Source organism: Streptomyces sp. NPDC111606 (assembly GCF_055656945.1).
This window is the reverse complement of sequence record NZ_JBVKBY010000003.1, coordinates 84,230-104,234: the sequence shown is the minus strand read 5'-3', so window position 1 is coordinate 104,234 and position 20,005 is coordinate 84,230. Positions and strand designations below refer to the sequence as shown.

The window sequence follows — 20,005 nt, the reverse complement described above, 5'->3', positions numbered from 1 at the left end:
GTTCAGGTCGCGGTGGCCTCTGCCGCGGCCTTGCCTGCCACACGGCCCGAGAACAGGCAGCCGCCGAGGAAGGTGCCCTCCAGGGAGCGGTAGCCGTGGACCCCGCCGCCGCCGAAGCCGGCGACCTCTCCGGCCGCGTACAGACCGGAGATCGGGGTGCCGGAGGCGTCCAGGACGCGGCCGGAGAGGTCGGTCTGGAGGCCGCCGAGGGTCTTGCGGGTGAGGATGTTGAGGCGCACGGCGATGAGGGGGCCGGCGCTCGTGTCCAGGATCTTGTGGGCGGACGCGGTCCGGCTGAGCGTGTCACCCGGGTAGGCGAGCGCGTTGCGGATGCCCATGACCTGGACGTCCTTGGTGTAGGGGTTGTCGATCTCGCGGTCGCGGGCCTCGATCTGCCGCTTGAGGTCCGGGAGTTCGATGAGGTTGTCGCCGGTCAGCTTGTTCATGCCCGTGACGAGTTCGGGCAGGGTCTTGGCGACGACGAAGTCCTCGCCCTTCTCCTTGAACCGCTCGATCGGCTCCGGCGTCTGCCAGATGCGGGACAGCAGCATCCAGATGTTCTTCTCCGTCAGATCCGGGTTCTGCTCGGAGCCGGAGAGCGCGAACTCCTTCGCGATGATCTTCTGGGTCGTGACGAACCAGGAGTAGTCGTAGCCGCTGTCACTGATCGACTTGAGGGTGTGCAGGGTGTCGTAGCCCGGGATGTCGGGGCTGGAGAAGCGCTTGCCCTTGGCGTCGAACCACATGGAGGACGGGCCGGGCAGGATGCGGATGCCGTGGCCGGGCCAGATCGGGTCGTAGTTCTTCAGGCCCTCCGTGTAGTGCCACATCCGGTCGGGGTTGACGATCCGTCCGCCCGCCTTCTCGGTGATCGCCAGCATCCTGCCGTCCACGTGCGCGGGCACGCCGGTGATCATGGACTTGGGCGGGGTGCCGAGCCGCGCGGGCCAGTTCTTGCGCACCAGGTCGTGGTTGGCGCCGATGCCGCCGGAGGTGACGATCACGACGGGGGCGTTCAGCTCGAAGTCGCCGACGACGGTACGGGAGCTGGGCTTGCCGCGCCCGGCGCTGCTCGGCTCCAGGACGGCGCCGCGTACGCCGGTGACGGCACCGCCCGTGACGATCAACTCGTCGACTCTGTGGCGGAACTTGAAGGTCACGAGCCCGTCCTTCACGGCCGCCCGGACCTTCTTCTCGAACGGCTCGACCACGGCCGGTCCGGTGCCCCACGTGACATGGAAGCGCGGGACCGAGTTGCCGTGCCCGTCCGCGAGGCCGCCGCCCCGCTCGGCCCAGCCGACGATCGGGAACCACTGCATGCCGAGCCCGGCCAGCCAGGACCGCTTCTCCTCGGAGGCGAAGTCCACATACGCCTCGGCCCACTTGTAGGCCCAGTGGTCCTGGCCCGACGGGTCCAGGATCCCGCGGTCGAAGCCGGCCGTGCCCAGCCAGTCCTGCCAGGCCAGCTCGTGCGAGTCCTTGATGCCCATCAGCCGCTGCTCGGCGGAGTCGACGAGGAACAGTCCGCCGAAGGACCAGAACGCCTGCCCGCCGAGACTGGCCTCCGGCTCCTGGTCCAGGAGCAGCACCTTGCGTCCCGCCGCCGCCAGTTCGGCCGTGGCGACCAGCCCGGCGAGGCCGTGGCCGACCACGATGGCGTCCGCGTCCGACGAGTCGGCCGAGGCCGCGAAGGCCGGGAACGTGGCCTGCGCGAGGGCGGCACCGGCGAGCACCCCGCCGGCGACGGTCAGGGCCCGCCGGCGCGTGATCGCGGCAGGGGTTGACGAGTTCTCCATGGGCTGCCTTCCGGGGAGATGCGCAAGGGGCGGGAGACACACGAGAGGCCGCTGCGAGAGCGGGTGTTACCGACGGTAGCCCAGGGGGTGTCGAGGTCGCCAGATGCTGCAACCGTGAACTTTTCTCATGTTTTCAAGTCGCCCACCCCCCGCGCCCTCATGCCCCCAACTGCCCCCCGCCTTCAAGCCCGATGGACGCGATCCACGAGGATGTCGATCACCAGCGGCGTCCGGGGCCCGTACCCCAGCAGCACCCCGTCCTCCATGTCCACGACCCGCCGGTCCATCCCCGCAGGCGTCTCGCCGATCCCGGGGATCTTCACGAGGCCGTCGACACCGCCCACGGACTCCAACCCCTTGGTCATCATGAGGATCACATCGGGCCGGGCCCGCACCAGCGCCTCGCTGGTGATCGGCGTGAACGGCTTGTCCAGGCCCGCCTCCTTGCACGCATCCACCGCCCCCGCGGCCTCGATCAGCGAGTCGGCCCCGGAACCCTTGCCGCCGATCAGATAGACGGCGGCGCTGCCGCGCAGGCAGAGGAAGGCGACCTTGGGCCTGCCGCCCTCGGGCACGGCGGCCCGCGCCGCGGCGAGTTCACCGCGCATGCGCTCAACCAGGGCCTTGCCGGCCCCGGGCACGCCGAGGGCCTCGGCGATGCGGGGGGTCCGTGTGGTGACGTCGGTGAGTTCGCCGGCCGGGTCGAGTACGACGACCGGGACGCCGGCGTCGCGGATCTGGTCGATGGCCTCCTTCGGACCCGTGTCGGTGTCGGCCAGCACGACCGTGGGCCGCAGCGACAGCACGCTCTCAGCGCTGACATCGTGCGCCTTGGTGACCTGCGGGAGCCGCTTCGCCTCCGCGAAGGTGGCGGTGACGTCCCGGCCGACGACCCGGTCACCGAGACCCAGCGTGAACACGATCTCCGCGACACCGCCGTTGAGCGGCAGGATCCTCGAGGCGTCCTCGACGGTCCCCTCGCGCCCGTCCGAGGAGTCGACGGTGACCGGCAACTTGGGCGCGGGCGGGTCGCCTTCCAGGGGAACGAGGGTGTTCTTCGCGAGCTGCCGCTCGGCCGCGACGGCGCGCTCACTCGCGGAGGCCACGGAGGCCGGGGACGGATCGGAACCGCCCGACGCTCCCCCACCCCTACCGCAGGCACCCGTCAGGCGGCCCTGCCGGCCGAGTGGAGCGGCGTCCGGTTCGCGGCGGGCGACGCGCTGGGCGTGCTGGACGTGACGGTGGGCACCGCAGGCGCACAGGAGGGCGGGGAGACACCGCAGCCGACGCCGTACCCCTCGGAGGAGAAACAGGGGGAGCAACAGGCGGAGAACCCGGCGGCGGGCCACCCCACACGACCGGCGGCGCCCACGGCCACCGTCAGCCACCCCGAGCTCACCGCAGGAACCGAACAGCACGTCACCGGCGCCGGGTTCGAGCCGGGCGAGGTCGTCCTCGTGGCGATCGACGAGGACACCCGGTACCGGGCGGCCTCGTAAGGCTGCCCACATCGCTTACCCAAATCCACTGCACACAGCGCCAGTTGGGCTACCGGCCCCCGTTGACAAACAAACCGCGTTAGTACTTAGGTTTGCCTTACCTAACCAAGCGATGGGTTCCTCGCTCACACCGAGGCACCCTCACCGAGAAGGGCCCACAGCCGACCATGAGACCCGTTCCCTCCGCCCGTACGGCCGCCCGCGCCACGCTGGCCGTAGCCGCCTCCGCCGCCCTGACTCTGGGCCTCGCCGGCTCGGCCTCCGCCGCCACCTCGACCCGCACGGTTACCGACGGCGGCACGACGTACAACCTGTCGCTCACCGCGCCCGGCACGGCCGCCGCCGCGGGCCAGGTCATCACCGTCTCCGGCTCCGGCTACAACACCGGCCAGGGCGTCTACGTCAGCCTGTGCGTGGTCGACGGGGCGCAGGGCGCGAACAGGCCCACCCCGTGTCTGGGCGGCCAGGACGAGAGCGGCTCCACCGGTGCCTCGCACTGGGTCAACAACACCTTCGGCGGCATGTTCGCCAACAGCTCCAAGTTCGGCACGGGCGGCACCTTCAGCGTGCAGATCTTCGTGAAGGCCACGCTCGACGACGGCAGCGTCTGCGGCGAGGACGTCGAGTGCGCCGTCGTGACACGCGCGGACCACTTCGACAGCGCGGACCGCAAGTACGACGTCCACGTCCCGATCACCTTCCAGTGACGGTGTGACGGGAGGAAACCCCCATGCAGCACAGACGACCGGCGGCGCTCCTGGGCGCCGCCGCGCTCGTGGCCACGGCCATCACGATCGGCTCCGCCGCACAGGCCTCCGACACCCCGAGGACCGCTCTCGGCAAGGACGGCCAGAAACTCACCGTCTCCGCCTCCGCGGGCCTCGACCCGGACGGCGAGACGCTCCGCGTCACCGGCTCCGGCTACGACGCGGCCAAGGCCGTCTACGTCGCCCTGTGCAAGGACAACGGCGACAACCGAGTCCCCGGTCCGTGCCTCGGCGGCGCCGACCAGACCGGCACCGGCAGTTCCTCGCAGTGGATCGTCCCCGCGGGTGACGACTACGCGGGCGACCTGGCCGTGACGTGGGGCGAGGGCGGCACCTTCGACGTCGAGATCGGCGTCAAGGCCAAGGACGCGAGCCTCGACTGCACCAGGGTCACCTGCTCCGTCGTCACCCGCGTCGACCACCGCAACCCCGGCGACCGCTCCCAGGACGTCCGCGTCCCCGTCACCTTCGAGGGCCAGGTCCCCGGCGACGGCGGAGACGGTGTGGACGTGCCGCCGGGCACCGTCGGCTACGTACGGGCGGCCGAGTTCACCACCGCGGGCCGGCCACTGGACCTGCTGCTGCACCCCGACTCCGGGAAGCTGTACGTCGGTTCGGACAACATCCCCGACACCGCGGACGTCGCCGAGCAGGGCCTCTACGCCCTCGACCCGAAGGACGGCAAACTCCTCAGCCACGTCCAGCAGGCCCCCGGCTCCACCGGCGCGCTCGCGGCCCGTGTGGTCCGCTGGGTCGCCGCCCCGCTGGCCGGCGACGGCGTCGTCTTCCACTACCCGCTGCGTGGCATCGGCACCGCGAAGGACGGCGACACGGCCGCGAAGGGCGTCTGGCTGACCGGCGGCTCGGTCACCGGCGTCGGTCCCGGGACCGAGGCGACCACGACGCTCGTCGCCCAGGGCGCCGTCCTCTCCGAGGTCGAGACCGCCACCGGCAAGGTCGGGAAGACGGCCACCCTGGAGGGCGGCGGCATCCTCGGGGTGGACGCCGCGCGCGGCACCGCCTGGTCGGCCGACTCCGCGGGCGGAAAGCTGTACCGCATCGACACCGGCACCCTCGCGGTCACCGCCACCGTCGAACTCCCTTCCGCCGACGTGTACTTCGTCGAGACGGACCCGGCGACCGGCAATGTGTGGGTGGGCAGCTCGTACGACGTGCTCGTCCTCGACAAGGACGGCAGGCCCCTGGCCAAGCTGACCGGCAAGGACCGGGCCACGGCCATGGCCTTCGACAGGACCACCGGCGAGGCCTTCGTCCTGCGCGAGGACTGGGGCACCGCCGAGGACGGCGCGGACAACGTCGGCGCCCTGGAGATCCACGACAGCTCGACCGCCGAGCAGGCGGCCGAGCCCGTCGCCCTGCCCGGCAGCCGCGCCGGCGCCTACGCGGGCGTCGCCGTGACCCCCGGCGCCACGTCCGTCTACGTCACGAACCAGGCCGAGAGCAAGGTCGTCAAGCTCGACCGCCGGGTCTCCCCGAAGGTCGTGCAGTCCCCCACCGACCAGTCCGTCGCGCCCGGCGCCAAGGTCACCTTCGTCGCCGCCGCCGAGGGTGCCCCGGAGCCCACCGTCCGCTGGCAGGTCAGCCCGGACGGCGGCCAGACCTGGTCGGCGGTCGAGGGCGCGACACAGAACGCGTACTCCTTCACCGCGAAAGCCGCGCAGGACGGCTACCGCTACCGCGCCGAGTTCACCAACCCGGCCGGCACCACCCGCACTTCACCGATCACCCTCACGGTCACGGAGCCCGGCGACGGGGGCAACGGAGGCGACGGGGGCAACGACGGTGGCGGGAACACAGAGCCCTCCGGCACCAGCACCGTCACCGGCCCCAACGGCCAGAAGCTCACCGTCACCCCGGTCAACAACCTCGCCACCGAGAACCAGACCCTGAAGGTCACCGGCTCCGGATACGACCCGAGGAAGGGCATCTACGTCGCCCTGTGCGTCGACAACGGCGACGGCGAACTGCCCACGCCCTGCATCGGCGGCGTCGACATGACCGGCGGCTCGCACTCCTCCGCGTGGATCTCCTCCGACCCGCCGGACTACGGCGAGGACCTGGCGATCCCGTACGGAGCGGGCGGCACCTTCGAGGTCGAGCTGACCGTCGACGCCAAGGACGAGTACACCGACTGCTTCAAGGCCACCTGCGTCCTGGCCACCCGCAACGACCACACCCTCTCCGGCGACCGCTCCCAGGACGTCAGGGTCCCGGTCGGCTTCGTCGGGCAGGACCCGGTGGACACCGACGACGACAGCCCGGGCGGGAACAGCGGCTCCGGCACGAGCACGACGGGCGGCAGCACCGGCGGCGGCACGGGTACGACGTCCACCACGGGCGGCGGCTCCGGCGGCACCGGCACCTCGACCGCGGGCGGCAGCCTCGCCTCCACCGGCGTGAGCGTGCTCTCCGTCGCCGCGCTCGCGGCCGCGCTGCTCGCCGCCGGCTGGGGGGCCTGTCGCAGGGGACGCAAGGCCGCCTGACGACACGGCGGGCGGGGTCACCGTGCCCCGCCCGCCGGCAGGCCCGTCACACCGTCCGGCCCGCCACCACCCACTTCGACGGCAGCTCGATCCGCGCGCCGTCGGGCCCGTACTCCGTGGTGATCAGCGGCAGTTCGCCGCTCGCGAGGACGCTGAGCCCGGCCGCGCGCAGATACTCGGGCACGGAGGCGTCGGCAACCTCTCCGGGGGCGATGCCGTGCCGGAAGATCGGCGCGAGCTTGGGCGGCGGGCCGGACGGACTCTGCGCGAGGCCCATGAGGATCGGCTTCGCGGACTCGGAGAGTTCGACGAGGAAGGCCCGGCCACGCTCGCCGACCAGCGTGGCGATCCCGTTCACCATCAGCTGCCGGTCGTCGGGCTCGGCCTGATGCAGCACGCCCCGCATATAGATGTTGGCGTCGCCGAGTTCCGCGTGCAGCGTCTCGGCCTCGGCCTTCTCCACCGCGTCGAACAGCCGGTACGTCGCCTGTCCGGCAGGGTCGGCCCGCCGGGCGTGGTCCAGGGCGGCGGCGGACAGCTCGACGCCGAGGACGCGCGGGAAGCGTTCGGCGAGGAACCGCGTCTGAGTGCCGTTGCCGCAGCCAAGGTCCACCAACGCCAGGCCCGGATCGGTCAGGTGCGCCTCGAAGAGGGCCAGGTGGCGGCCGGCGGTCAGGGCAGGCTCGGCGTCCCAGAACACCGCGCCCTGTTCATCGCTCGCTTCACGCCAGAAGCCCTCCCAGGCCTGACGGTATCGACTCGTCACGCTCATCTGCCCAGCTCCCCAGGTTGCGACGCCGACCCGTCGTCAAGTGACGGGCGAGACCGGTCTATCGCGGCCCGGTGACGGCTACAAGCGCGTGGCGCATTCCTTCACTCCGCATTCGAGACTCGTGCGCCGTCGTACGCCCCGGGCGCGAGGGTCAGCGTCGCGGGAGTGTGAGTTCGAACCAGACGGCCTTTCCGGCGCTCGTACGGCTGGTGCCCCACTCGCGGGCGAGCACGCTCACCACACGCAGCCCGCGTCCGGTCTCGTCGTCCGGACCGGCGTTGAGCAGCGTCGGCAGCTCGTGGTCGTCGTCGTCCACCTCGCACAGCAGCGTCTCACCGCGCACGAGCCGCAGCTCGACGGGGCGGCTGTGGGAGTGCCGTACGGCGTTGGTGACGAGCTCGCTGACCAGCTGCTCGGCGCTGTCGGCGAGGCGCGACAGGCCCCAGTCGTGCAGCTGTTCACGGACGACGGCGCGGGCCCGGCCGACCTCCGCCGGGTCGAGGGCGAGCCGCCATTCGGCGACGTCCTCCGGCTCGATGCCGTTGAGGCGGGCCATCAGCAGGGCGACGTCGTCCTTGCGGCCGCCGCGTGTGTTGAGGGCGCGGATGATCGTGTCGCAGGCGTCGTCCATGGACGCGGCCGGGTGGGCGGCGGACTCGCACAGCGTCGCGAGCCCGACACCGATGTCTTCACCGCGCACCTCGACCAGTCCGTCGGTGCACATCACGATCCGGTCGCCGGGCCGCACGCGCACGCGTACCGCCTCGAAGGGCACCCCTCCGACGCCGATCGGCGCGCCCGTGGGCAGGTCGAGCAGCTCGCTGTGCCCGTTCTCGGCGCGGACCAGGACGGGCGGGATGTGGCCGGCGTTGGCGATGTGGAGCTCGCCGGCGATCGGGTCGTAGACGGCGTACAGGCAGGTCGCGAGGTAGGTGTCGCCGAGGCGCTGGGCGAGGTCGTCGAGGTTGCGCAGCAGCTGGGCGGGCGGCAGATCGAGGGCGGCCATGGTCTGCACGGCCGTACGCAACTGGCCCATCATGGCGGCCGAGTTGAGGCCGTGCCCCATGACGTCGCCGACGACCAGGGCGGTGCGTGCGCCGGGCAGTTTGACGGAGTCGAACCAGTCGCCGCCGACCCGGCCGAGGAGAGTGCCCGGCAGATAGCGGGTGGCGATGTCGCAGCCCGCCATGCGCGGCGGGATGTGCGGCAGCATGCTGTCCTGGAGGGTCTCGGCGACGCTCTCCTGGTACGTGTACATGCGCGCGTTGTCGAGCACGAGGCCCGCGCGGGCGGCGAGTTCGGCGCCGGTGACCCGGTCCATGTCGTTGAACTCGACGCGCTCGGGGTGGCGCAGCAGGATCATGAAGCCGAGCACCACGTCGCGTGCCTTGAGCGGCACGACCAGCATGGAGCGGCCCGTGATGAGCGGCCGGATGTCCCGCTTCTCGAACTGCGAGGCGATGGCGTGCCCCAGCTGCTCGCTGATGCGCGGCACGAGCACGGGGTCGCCGGAAGTCATGCACTGGAAGAACGGCGTGTGCGCCGGGAAGGGCATGGCCTCGCCGACCGGCACGACGTCCTCCCAGCGGCCGGGTTCGTCGGTGTGCTCGAGGGCGACCCGGTGCCACATGGTGGTCGTGTCCGGTGCGCCTTCGGGGAATCCCTCGCCGGCGACGACCTGTTCGCGCAGATAGGTGCCGGCTACGTCGGTGAAGCGGGGCACGACGGCCTTGCTGACCTCGACAATGGTCCGGGACAGGTCGAGGGACGTGCCGATGCGGCCGCTGACCTCGTTGAGGAACTCCAGACGTTCGCGTACGGCGGTGTACTCGAGGTCCTCTGCCTCGTCGGTGTACTCCTGCGGTAACGGCAGGCCCTGAGCGGCGGCCCGGGCGGCCCGCTCGCGGCGCGCCCTGCGCTCGACACGCCGGGGCACGCCCCAGTCGGGGGTGACGGGCACCCGGTCGTTCTGGCTGAACTCCAGTACCGGATAGCCCAGTTCGAGGATCTGGCCGACGATACGGGCGCTCTCCTCGACGCTCATGCTGGGCAGGATCTCGGGGAGCCTGCGGGCGAGTTCCTCGGCGCCGGGGAAGTCGGTGTGCAGGGCGAATCCGGGTGCGACGCGCTCGTAGCCGGTGTCCTCCTCCTGGGCCTCCTGCTGGAGCCGGCCCACGTCGGCGCCCAGCACGAGCAGCCGCTCCGGGCCGGGTCCCACCAGCGGGTAGGCCCACCACAGGACGTCGACTCGGTCGCTCCCCCACCCTTCGGGCGGGGGGACCCCCATCTCGCTTCGCTCGGGCACGGTGAGGCGGGCGCGGCCCGCGGCCGGGTAGTACAGCCGCCCGTCGAGGGAGGTCTCCAGATCGTGGCCGAGACCGTCGTAGGCCGAGTAGGCGCCGTACAGCGAGACGTCGTCGTCCTCGGGCAGCGCGCCGGAGACGGGCAGCAGATCGACGGCCGCGCGTCCGATCGCCTCCTCCTTGGCGGCGCCGAACAGACGGCGTGCGCCGGAGCTCCAGTGCGAGACGAGGCCCTCGCGGTCGACGACGACCACGGCCAGTGGGATCCGTCCGGACGCGGCGTGTTCCGTCACCGCGCCGTCCCTCTCGGTGCCACGGTCCATGGCCCAGGCCCTCTCTCCCCACGGCTCCGCAAGATCTGCGCGCCCACACCACCGTACGGCTCCGGGCCGAAGTGATGTGCAGCAATAGGGGAATTGATATGACGAGATCAAGACGGCCCGCGCAGGGGCCGAAAGGCCCACCCTCGCCGCGTCCCCGCAGCACAACCCATGTGCCGGTGCGCCTGATCAGTCCTCGTGCCCGAGCTGAAGATCGCGTTCCGTACGGCCTCCGCCGGCGACCTGGAGCACGGTGGCGACCGGCGGGTAACCCGTGGCGATGACGGTGTACTCGCCGGTGGACAGGTCGACGAACCGGAAGGTCCCGTCGGGGCCCGTGGTGAGCGTGTCCATGACGTTGCCGACGGCGTCGAGCAGCGTCACGCGCGCGTCCTCGACGGGGCGCCCCCCGCCTGCCCGCACGGTGCCCCGCAGCAGGGCGCCGCCGGCGAGTTCGATGTCCTGGCGCGTCTCGCGGGCCGCCTTGACGGTGACGGGGACGGCAGCCGGACGGAAGGCCGACGCGCTCGCTGCGAGGGTGTACTCGCCGGCGACGAGTTCGGTGATGACGTAGCCGCCCTCGCGTCCGCTGCGGGTGGTGGCCACGACCTCGCCCTGCACGTTGGTGAGCGTGACCGTGGCGTCCACGGGCGTGCCGTCCGGGGTGAGCACCCTCCCGGCGAGGCGTCCGGCGCCGCCCAGGACGATGTCCAGGTCGACGGGGCGCTCGCCGACGGTCACGGTGACGGCCTGCGGCTGGTGGCCGCCCGCCGCGGCGATCATGACGTACGACCCGGGCCCCGGTGTCGCCAGCCCGTACCGCCCGTCGACGCCGCTCGCGCCGCGCCCGACCTGCTGCCCGCCGATGTCGATGAGCGTGAGTGCCGCGCGCGGTACGACGGTCCCGTCGGGATGCTGCACCAGGCCGCGGACGGGACCTGCGGCGGCGTACTGCGAACGGGCGGGCGGGATCGGGGCGTTCACCGGCGCCGATTCCGTCTCCGGGGCCTGGGCGTCGTGGGACACCAGCGGTTTCTCCTTGAGGAAGAAGGCGATGAGCAGGCCCAGCACGAGCACCGGTACGAGGTAGAGGAAGATCCTCGGCATGGCGTCGGCGTAGGCCTGGATGTAGTCGTCGCGCAGCGCCGGGGGCAGGGTGTGGACGAGCTGCGGGGTGATCGACTCGGGGTCGGGCAGCTCGGCGCCCGCGCGCGTGGGGAGCCGTTCGGCCAGGGCGTCGGCGAGCCGGTCGGCGAAGAGGGTGCCGAAGATGGCAGCGCCGACGCTGCCGCCGATCTGCCGGAAGTAGTTGTTGGCGCTGGTGGCGGTGCCGAGGTCGGCGGGGCGCACGGAGTTCTGCACGGCGAGGATCAGGACCGGCATCACCATGCCGATGCCGGCGCCGAGCACCGCCATCCAGAGGCTGTAGTGCAGCCGGGGCGTGTCGACTTCGAGGCGGGACAGCAGCCACATGCCGACGGCCGAGAGGGCGCCGCCGAGCACGGTGTAGATCTTGTAGCGGCCGGTGAGGCTGATGAGTTGGCCGCACACGATCGAGGCGCCGACGATACCGCCCATCATCGGCAGCATCAGCAGGCCCGACTCGGTGGCCGTGGCCCCGTCGACCATCTGCAGGTAGGTCGGCAGATAGCTGGCGGCGCCGAACAGGGCGACGCCGATCACCAGGCCGACCAGGCCGGTCACGTTGAAGACGGAGTCCCTGAACAGCCGCAGCGGGATGAGGGGTTCGGCGGCGAAGTGCTCGGCGACGACGAAGAGAACCGTGGCGAGGGCCGCTCCCCCGGCGAGGCCGAGGATGACGCGGGAGTCCCAGGCGTACTCGATGCCGCCCCAACTGGTCAGCAGGACCAGGCAGGTGGAGGCGGTGGCCAGCAACACGGAGCCGAGGACGTCCAGCCGGGCCCTGGCCTTCGGCTTCGGCAGCTTCAGGACGACGGCCACGACGGCCAGGGTGACGAGGCCGAAGGGGACGTTGATGTAGAAGCACCAGCGCCAGGAGACGTGGTCCGTGAAGTAGCCGCCCAGCAGGGGGCCGGCGACCGAGGCGAGGCCGAACGCGGCGCCGATCAGGCCCATGAAGCGGCCGCGCTCCCTGGCCGGCACGATGTCCGCGATGATCGCCTGGACGCCGATCATGAGGCCGCCCGCGCCGACGCCCTGGACCGCGCGGTAGGCGATGAGCTGGTCCATGGTCTCGGCGCGCCCGGCGAGCGCGGAGCCGACGACGAAGACGACGATCGCGAACTGGAAGACGCCCTTGCGGCCGAGGAGGTCGCCGAGCTTGCCGTAGATCGGCAGTCCGACGGTGGCCGTGAGCAGGTAGGCGGTGATCGCCCAGGACATCTTGTCCAGGCCGTGCAGCTCGCCGACGATCTTCGGCAGCGCGGTGGCGACGATCATCTGCTCCAGCGCGGCCAGCAGCAGCGCGAGCATCAGTGCGAAGAAGACCAAGCGCACCCGGCGCGGGCTCAGTTGGGCCTCGGCGCCTTGGGGCGGAGCCTGTGGAGGTGGTGCGGTGACGGTTTCGTCCTGCACCAGAGTCGTGCCGCCCACGTACCGCTCCCCTCGCCGTACCTGCTCACATTTCCCGCATGAGAGCGACAACTACGAGCAAGCACGGCGAGTTACGGCACAGTCCCGGACACGGCGGAGATCCACTCGATCCGGTGAGGGGGCCAAGGGCCCCCGGACACCTGGGACTTACTTCTCGACCTCGGTGGCGAGCTTGGCGAGCAGCTCGTCGTAGATCCGGCCGAGGCCCTTGGGCGCGAAGGTCTTCTCGAAGAAGCCGCCGATGCCGCCCGCGCCCTGCCAGGTGGTGGTGACGACGACGAGGGACTTGCCCTCACCGGCCGGGGTGACCCGCCAGGTGGTGACCATGGAGGAGTTGCGGTCCTTCTCGACGAGCTCGCCGTCGGTGGGCTCACTGACCTCCAGGAGGCAGTCGCGCACACGCTTGCTAGTGGCTTGGAGCTTCCAGTGGACGAGGGTGCCCTCGCCGTCGCCGCCCTCGCGCACCTCGTACTCGCTGAAGTGCCCGGGCAGCAGCTTCTGCCGCGTGCCGCTGTAGTCGGCGAGGGCGTCGAACACCTTCTCCGCGTCCGCCGCGACGACCCGCTCCGTAGTGGCCTCGACCTGCGCCATTGACTTCCTCCAGGACCTGAATTCTCGGGGATTGGAGCAAGCCAACCACCCCGCTGCCGGACCGCCCAAATCGGGGTCCCGCTCAGCTCTCCGAACCGATCGCACAGTGATCGAAAACGAAGCCCGGGGATAGGTCGCACGATCAAGGGAACATGTGTTCTATTCTGGGGCCAGTGCTACCGAGGAGGCCTCATGCGCTGGGAGAACCTCACCCTGGAGTCCGACCACAGCCGTGCCGACTCCGCGCTGTTCGGCGCGGACGCGGTGGTCACCCGTACCTTCGACACGCCCGAGTTCGCCGGGATCACGTTCCACGAGATCCGGGCCCGCTCGATCCTCAACCGGGTGCCGGGCGCCTCGCGCATGCCCTTCGAGTGGACGGTCAACCCCTATCGAGGCTGCTCGCACGCGTGCGTGTACTGCTTCGCCCGCAAGACCCACAGCTATCTGGACCTGGACACGGGCCTCGGCTTCGACTCCCAGATCGTGGTCAAGGTGAACGCGCCGGAGCTGCTGCGCCGCCAGCTCGGCTCGCGCCGCTGGCAGGGCGACCACATAGCGATGGGCACGAACGTCGACTGCTACCAGCGCGCGGAGGGCCGCTACCGCCTGATGCCGGGGATCCTCGCCGCCCTGCGCGACCATGCCAACCCGTACTCGATCCTCACCAAGGGCACGCTGATCCTGCGCGACCTGGAGCTGCTGAAGCAGTCCGCCGAGGTGACGGAGGTCGGCGTCTCCGTCTCGGTCGGCTTCACCGACCCCGAGCTGTGGCGCACCGTGGAGCCGGGCACGCCCGCCCCCGAACGCCGCCTGGACGTCGTCCGGACCCTGACCGAACACGGACTCGGGTGCGGCGTGCTGATGGCGCCGGTGATCCCGTTCCTGAGCGACAGCCCGGCCCAACTGCGGGCCACCGTGCGCGCGATCGCCGCCTCCGGGGCCACCTCGGTCACGCCCCTGGTACTGCATCTGCGGCCCGGGGCACGCGAGTGGTTCATGGCCTGGCTCGGCCGCGAGCATCCATATCTGGTGCGCCGGTACGAGCGGCTGTACGCGGCCGGCGCCTACGCGCCGAAGTGGTACCAGCGCCGGGTCACCCGTCAGGTGCACGACCTGGCGCAGGAGTACGGGATAGGCCCCACGCGCGCGGGGATGCCCCGGCGGATCCGCGAGCCGGAGCCGGCCCCCGCCGAGCACACGGCGTCCGAGCCGACCCAGCTCTCGCTGATCTGAGAGCTTCGGCGGGCATTGGGGCGCATCTCTCGGCCCAATAGGGTCAAGTCTTGCCCGAAGCAGTTCTTCCAGGCCCCCCTTCCGGGATGAATGCGGCCGGGATCGTGGCCTTCGCGGTCCCGCACCCTCCGTCCTGGGAGGACCCCATGGGAAGACGCGCAGCCGTGCTGTGCGGCGCCGCCGTCGTCATGGCCGCAACCGTGACGGCTGTCCCCGCCGGAGCGAGCGCCACCGACACCGCGGACACCTTCAAAACCGCACCCCTGACCTGGAAGAAGTGCGGCAACACGAAATACCCGACGCTGCAGTGCGCGTCCCTCGACGTGCCGCTCGACCACACCGAACCGCGCGGACGGCAGATCACCCTCGCGCTGTCCCGCGTCCCGCACACCGCGAAGAAGTACCAGGGCCCGCTGCTGGTCAACCCCGGCGGCCCCGGCGGCAGCGGTCTCACGCTCGCCGGATTCGTCGCCTCCGCACTGCCCAAGGCGGTGGCGGCACAGTACGACGTCATCGGCTTCGACCCGCGCGGCGTCGGCAGGAGCAAGCCCGCCGTCAACTGCAAGCCCGGCCACTTCGCCCCGGTGCGCCCGAACTCCCTGCCGAGCACCCCGTGGATCGAGCGGGCGAACCTGCTGCGCGCCAAGTCCTTCGCGCGGGCCTGCGGCAAGAAGTACGCGGACGTGTTGCCGCACCTCAACACCGTCAGCGCCGTACGCGACATGGACCGGATCCGCGCGGCACTCGGGGTACGGCAGATCAACTACTTCGGTTACTCGTACGGCACCTACCTCGGCGCGGTCTACGCCAAGCTCTTCCCGCAGCGGGTGCGGCGCGCGGCCCTCGACTCGGTCGTCGACCCCACCGGCGTCTGGTACGAGGCCAACCTCGCGCAGGACGTCGCCTTCAACGACCGGCACCGCGCGTTCCTGGCGTGGGTCGCCAAGTACGACCGGACGTACGGGCTCGGCACCGATCCGTCGCGGGTCGAGGCCGCGTGGTACCGGATGCGGGCGGCCCTGGCCAGGACGCCGGCCGGCGACAAGGTGGGCGCCTCCGAGCTGGAGGACACCTTCCTGCCCGGCGGCTACTACAACGGGTACTGGCCCTACCTCGCCGAGGCGTTCGCCGCGTATGTGAACGACGGGAACGCCGACCCGTTGGTCGAGGCGTACGAGAAGTTCGGCGCCGCCGACGCGTCCGACGAGAACAGCTACAGCATCTACGCCTCCGTGCAGTGCCGCGACGCCGCATGGTCGCGCGACTGGCAGCAGTGGCGGACGGACAACTGGTCCGTGCACGCGAAGGCGCCGTTCATGACCTGGAACAACGCCTGGTACAACGCGCCGTGCGCGTTCTGGCCGAAGGACCCGCTCCCCTCGGTGAGCATCGCCAACAGCAAGGTGCCACCGGTGCTGCTGTTCCAGTCGACCGACGACGCGGCCACCCCGTACCAGGGCGCCGTCACGGTGCACCGGCAGCTGGCCCGCTCCAGCCTGGTGGTCGAGCGGGGCGGCGGCAACCACGGCGTCACGCTGGGCGGGAACTCCTGCCTGGACAAGCACCTTGCGGCCTACCTCGCCGACGGCACGGTGCCGCGCGGCGCGGGTGAGGTCGACGCGGTGTGCGAGGCGCGGCCCGACCCGAAGCCGCTGAGCTCCAAGGTGGTGGCGGCGGCGCGCGGCGCCGAACTGCATCGGATGGTCGGCTTCCGCCACTGAGCGCTTGATCGCCGGTCACCGGTCACCGATCGCCTGACGGTCCGTCGGGGGCGTTGTCAGACCCATGGTCCACCATGGACGCATGAGTGAGCTGACCAGGATTCCCGCCCCCGACGGGGTCGCCCCCGCCGCCCAGTACACCCATGTCGTGCTCGGCACCGGCCGCTTCGTCGCCGTCTCCGGCCAGCTCGCCCTCGATGAGGACGGCAAGCTGGTCGGCGAGGGCGACCCCGCGGCCCAGGCCCGCCAGGTCTTCGAGAACCTGAACCGCTGCCTCACCGCGGCCGGCGCGACCTTCGACGACGTCATCAAGCTCACCTACTTCGTCACGGACATGGCCCACATGCCCGCCCTCCGCACGGCCCGCGCCGAGCACATACCCGACGACCGGCTGCCGGCCGCGTCGGCGGTCCAGGTCGCCGGGCTGGTGCGCCCTGAGTTCCTGATGGAGGTCGAGGCGTTCGCCGTGCTGCCGTACTGATCGGGGTCGGGCCGGCCGGCGGACGGCTACGGTGCCGTCATGGATGACGACGGCATACGGATCCGCCCCATGACCCCGGCCGACTGCGACCGCGTCGCCGAGATCCGCGTCGGCGGCTGGCAGACCGCCTACAGAGGCCTGATCCCGCAGTCGTACCTGGACGCCCTGGATGTGGCCCAGGACGCCGGACGCCGCGACGCCTACTTCTCGCAGGCCGACGGCAGCGTGGTCGACCTGGTCGCCGAGCAGGGCGGTCGGATCGTCGGCTGGGCCTGCCACGGTCCGTACCGTGACGGCGAAGTGCGCACCGGCGACGCCGAGTTGTACGCCATCTACGTGGACCCCGCGCAGTACGGCACCGGCATCGGGCGGTCCCTGCTCCAGGAGTCGGTACGCCGTTGTACGGCCGCCGGACATACCCGCATGCTCCTGTGGGTCCTCAAGGACAACGTCCGCGCCCGGCGCTTCTACGAACGGGGCGGCTTCCGGGCGGACGGGGCCGAGGAGCCCTTCGAGGTGGACGGCGTCGAGGTGCCCGAGGTGCGGTACGCGCGTGTGCTGAGGGCCGGCTGACAGGGGCGTCGCTTTACGCATTGCCGTCGGCCGGCCGGGGCCTCACCGCTGGTGTGGGATGCGGGCCAGCGCCCGTACCGCCGCCTCCGCGAGGGCCGGGTGGGCCAGGGCCTCGTTCAGGATGCGTCTGGCCCGGGTGTCGCCGAGGGCGCCGAGGCCGTCCACGCAGGCGAGGGCCACGCGGCGGTACGGGTCGTGCGGGCGCAGGCGTCGCTCCAGGGTGGTGATGAGGGCGGGCACGGCCTCGGGGGCGCGCAGTTCGACCAGGAGCCGGACCGGGTGCAGGGCGTAGGCGACGCGCAGTTCGTTGGTGGCGAGGGCGGCGGCCGCGCGGGCGGTGCGCGGGTCGCCGAGGCGGGCGAGGGCATGGGCGGCGGAGGCGCAGCGCTGCGGGTCGCGGTGGTTGAGAAGCAGGACGAGGGACTCGAAGGCCCGCCGGTCCCCGGCGAGGCCCAGCCGGAACGCGGCCAACTCCCTGGACCACAGCGGCTGACCCGGCGCGGTGAGCACGTCGGCCAGCTCGCCGAGGTCCTCGGTCGTCACGAGGCGGTCGTACGCGGCCGACGCACCGGACTCCTGCCGTAAGCGCTCCGTGAGTGATCGCAACTCTTCGTCCATGAAGGCGAGCGTATGCAAGCGGCCCGCTTCTCGGGACCTACATCACAAAGACGGGGGCTGGCGTGCTCGTTACCCACCGGTTAAGCTCATACGAGCGAGTTACCCACTCGCACATTTGCTTGCAGCGGCCTGGTGACGCAGCCGCCGCAAGGGGGTACCTCCCACGCCCTTAAGGCAGTGGGGGCGCTGGTCGGTTCGGTACATCGTGTACCTCAGTACGACTCGGCTCCGGGACAGGGCCGGTCGGATCCTCCCGTTCCCCGGGGCGTGTGCACGCCCCTCGGCGACGGCACCGGGCGTGTGCGCCAGTAGCCCGGCAACACCCGCACTCACTTCTCTCCGCACCCGGTGCGCTCTCGGTTCGGCCTCGATGGGGCCGGGCTCCGGCGCACCCGGGCGCGCTCCCAGTCGTCACCCTCATTCCTGGAGTCCCGCGATGGCCACTCCCCTGTCCGACACCCCTCTGTCCCCGCTGAAGACCGTTGCCGTCGTCGGCCTCGGCACCATGGGCACCGGCATCGCCGAGGTCCTCGCCAAGGCCGGTCGCGACGTCATCGGCATCGACATCAGCGAGGCCGCGACCGCCAAGGCCGTCGCCGCCCTGGAGTCCTCGACCGCCCGCGCCGTGGAGCGCGGCAAGCTGACCGAGGACGAGCGCGCGGACGCCCTCGCCCGCATCCGCACCTCCACCGACCTGCGCGCCGCGGCCGACGCGGACCTGGTCATCGAGGTGGCGCCGGAGTCGTACGAGATCAAGCAGCAGATCTTCCGCGAGCTGGACGGGATCGTGCGCCCCGAGACGATCCTGGCGACCGGCACCAACGCCCTGTCCGTCACGCGGCTGGCCGCCGACTCGGCCCGCCCGGAGCGGGTTCTCGGTCTGCACTTCTTCAACCCGGCGCCCGCGATGCGGCTGGTCGAGGTCGTCTCCTCGGTGCTGACCGCGCCGATCGCAGTCTCCGCGGTCACCAACCTCGCCCTGGACCTCGGCAAGGAGCCCGTCGCGGTGGGCGACCGGCCCGGATTCGTCGCCGACGGGCTGCTATTCGGCTACCTCAACCAGGCGGCCGCGATGTACGAGGCGAAGTACGCCTCCCGCGAGGACATCGACGCCGCGATGCGGCTGGGCTGCGGACTGCCGATGGGCCCGCTGGCGCTGCTCGATCTGATCGGCATCGACACGGCGCGCACGGTCCTGGACGCCATGTACACCGAGTCCCGCGACCGGCTGCACGCCCCCGCGCCGATCCTCAAGCAGCTCAGCGAGGCGGGCCTGACGGGCCGTAAGTCGGGCCGCGGTTTCTACACGTACGAGGCGCCGGGCAGCGCCACCGTCGTGCGGGACGCGCTGACGCCGCTGGACGACGCCGCCCTCACGCCGGGCCGCGAGGTCCGCTCGGTCGGTGTCGCGGGCTCCGGCACCATGGCGTCCGGGATCGCGGAGGTCTTCGCCAAGGCCGGCTACGACGTCGTGCTCGCCGCCCGCAGCGAGGAGAAGGCGCAGACCGCGAAGGCCCGTATCGGCAAGTCTCTTTCCCGCTCTGTCGACAAGGGCCGGATGACCGCCGAGGCCGCCGCGCAGACCCTGGACCGGATCACCGCGGCGGGTTCGTACGACGCGTTCGCCGACGTCGATCTGGCCGTCGAGGCCGTCGCCGAGGACCTGGAGATCAAGCGGCAGCTGTTCGCGACGCTGGACAAGGTCTGCAAGCCGGGCGCGGTGCTGGCCACCACCACCTCGTCGCTGCCCGTCGTCGCCTGTGCCCGCGCCACCTCGCGTCCGCAGGACGTGATCGGCATGCACTTCTTCAACCCGGCGCCGGCCATGAAGCTGGTCGAGGTCGTCCGCACGGTCCTGACGGGCGACGACGTCCACGCGACGGTCCGCGAGGTCTGCGGCCGGATCAGGAAGCACGCCGTGGACTGCGGCGACCGGGCCGGATTCATCGTCAACGCGCTGCTGTTCCCGTACCTGAACAACGCGATCAAGATGGTGCAGGAGCACTACGCGACGCTCGACGACATCGACGCGGCGATGAAGCTGGGCGGCGGCTACCCGATGGGGCCGTTCGAACTGCTGGACGTCGTCGGGCTCGATGTGTCCCTCGCGATCGAGAAGGTCCTGCACCGCGAGTTCCGCGACCCGGGCCTGGCTCCGGCGCCGCTGCTGGAGCACCTGGTGGCCGCGGGCTGCCTCGGCCGCAAGACGGGCCGTGGCTTCCGCGAATATGCCCGGCGCTGAGCGGCCCG

The 20,005-nt window shown here is 71.5% G+C and carries 15 protein-coding genes; 8 read left to right on the top strand and 7 right to left on the bottom strand.

Features of this window, described 5'->3' with window-relative positions:
* Positions 1–2: 2 nt before the first annotated feature.
* Both ACZ7M7_RS12235 and ACZ7M7_RS12230 read right to left on the bottom strand, forming a co-directional pair.
* Positions 3–1,796 (bottom strand): FAD-binding dehydrogenase, encoded by a 1,794-nt coding sequence (locus tag ACZ7M7_RS12235; protein WP_472115393.1) that lies wholly within the window; start codon positions 1,794–1,796, stop codon positions 3–5.
* Positions 1,797–1,978: 182 nt separating this feature from the next.
* The gene (locus ACZ7M7_RS12230) at positions 1,979–2,965 is read right to left on the bottom strand and encodes a heme/hemin ABC transporter substrate-binding protein (protein ID WP_472116628.1); all 987 of its coding nucleotides are present in this window, start codon (positions 2,963–2,965) and stop codon (positions 1,979–1,981) included.
* A 57-nt stretch (positions 2,966–3,022) separates the two neighbouring features.
* Here ACZ7M7_RS12230 and ACZ7M7_RS12225 point away from each other — a divergent pair, with 57 nt between their 5' ends.
* The 3 genes from ACZ7M7_RS12225 (at position 3,023) to ACZ7M7_RS12215 (ending at position 6,566) form a co-directional block, all read left to right on the top strand.
* Positions 3,023–3,295 (top strand): hypothetical protein, encoded by a 273-nt coding sequence (locus ACZ7M7_RS12225; RefSeq protein ID WP_472116686.1) that lies wholly within the window; start codon positions 3,023–3,025, stop codon positions 3,293–3,295.
* A gap of 167 nt (positions 3,296–3,462) precedes the next feature.
* Entirely contained in the window at positions 3,463–4,002 is a 540-nt protein-coding gene (locus tag ACZ7M7_RS12220) for a hypothetical protein (protein WP_472115390.1), read from the top strand.
* 23 nt (positions 4,003–4,025) lie between these two features.
* Complete coding sequence (locus ACZ7M7_RS12215; RefSeq protein ID WP_472115387.1) at positions 4,026–6,566, top strand: immunoglobulin I-set domain protein; 2,541 nt, start codon at positions 4,026–4,028, stop codon at positions 6,564–6,566.
* Between the two features lie 46 nt (positions 6,567–6,612).
* On the opposite strand, the gene ACZ7M7_RS12210 is transcribed toward ACZ7M7_RS12215, so the two are convergent.
* From ACZ7M7_RS12210 to ACZ7M7_RS12195, 4 genes are all read right to left on the bottom strand, one after another.
* On the bottom strand, positions 6,613–7,338 hold the full coding sequence (locus ACZ7M7_RS12210) for a class I SAM-dependent methyltransferase (RefSeq protein WP_472115384.1): 726 nt from the start codon (positions 7,336–7,338) through the stop codon (positions 6,613–6,615).
* Between the two features lie 151 nt (positions 7,339–7,489).
* Positions 7,490–9,964: a SpoIIE family protein phosphatase gene (locus ACZ7M7_RS12205; protein ID WP_472115381.1), complete on the bottom strand. Its 2,475-nt coding sequence runs from the start codon at positions 9,962–9,964 to the stop codon at positions 7,490–7,492.
* Between the two features lie 186 nt (positions 9,965–10,150).
* A complete protein-coding gene (locus tag ACZ7M7_RS12200) occupies positions 10,151–12,535 on the bottom strand; it encodes an MFS transporter (RefSeq protein WP_472115378.1) in 2,385 nt (794 codons plus the stop codon).
* Positions 12,536–12,682: 147 nt separating this feature from the next.
* A complete protein-coding gene (locus tag ACZ7M7_RS12195; protein ID WP_328878225.1) occupies positions 12,683–13,126 on the bottom strand; it encodes an SRPBCC family protein in 444 nt (147 codons plus the stop codon).
* A gap of 192 nt (positions 13,127–13,318) precedes the next feature.
* On the opposite strand from ACZ7M7_RS12195, the gene ACZ7M7_RS12190 reads away from it, so the two are divergent.
* The 4 genes from ACZ7M7_RS12190 (at position 13,319) to ACZ7M7_RS12175 (ending at position 17,137) form a co-directional block, all read left to right on the top strand.
* A complete protein-coding gene (locus ACZ7M7_RS12190) occupies positions 13,319–14,362 on the top strand; it encodes an Rv2578c family radical SAM protein (RefSeq protein WP_472115375.1) in 1,044 nt (347 codons plus the stop codon).
* Between the two features lie 146 nt (positions 14,363–14,508).
* A complete protein-coding gene (locus ACZ7M7_RS12185) occupies positions 14,509–16,083 on the top strand; it encodes an alpha/beta hydrolase (protein WP_472115372.1) in 1,575 nt (524 codons plus the stop codon).
* Positions 16,084–16,165: 82 nt separating this feature from the next.
* Positions 16,166–16,564, top strand: a complete 399-nt coding sequence (locus ACZ7M7_RS12180; RefSeq protein WP_383609787.1) for a RidA family protein — start codon at positions 16,166–16,168, stop codon at positions 16,562–16,564.
* A 39-nt stretch (positions 16,565–16,603) separates the two neighbouring features.
* Positions 16,604–17,137, top strand: a complete 534-nt coding sequence (locus ACZ7M7_RS12175) for a GNAT family N-acetyltransferase (protein WP_472115369.1) — start codon at positions 16,604–16,606, stop codon at positions 17,135–17,137.
* 42 nt (positions 17,138–17,179) lie between these two features.
* Here ACZ7M7_RS12175 and ACZ7M7_RS12170 read toward each other — a convergent pair whose 3' ends face one another.
* Positions 17,180–17,755, bottom strand: a complete 576-nt coding sequence (locus tag ACZ7M7_RS12170; protein ID WP_472115366.1) for an adenylosuccinate lyase — start codon at positions 17,753–17,755, stop codon at positions 17,180–17,182.
* Positions 17,756–18,191: 436 nt separating this feature from the next.
* On the opposite strand from ACZ7M7_RS12170, the gene ACZ7M7_RS12165 reads away from it, so the two are divergent.
* On the top strand, positions 18,192–19,997 hold the full coding sequence (locus tag ACZ7M7_RS12165; RefSeq protein ID WP_383609778.1) for a 3-hydroxyacyl-CoA dehydrogenase family protein: 1,806 nt from the start codon (positions 18,192–18,194) through the stop codon (positions 19,995–19,997).
* The last annotated feature ends 8 nt before the right edge of the window (positions 19,998–20,005 follow it).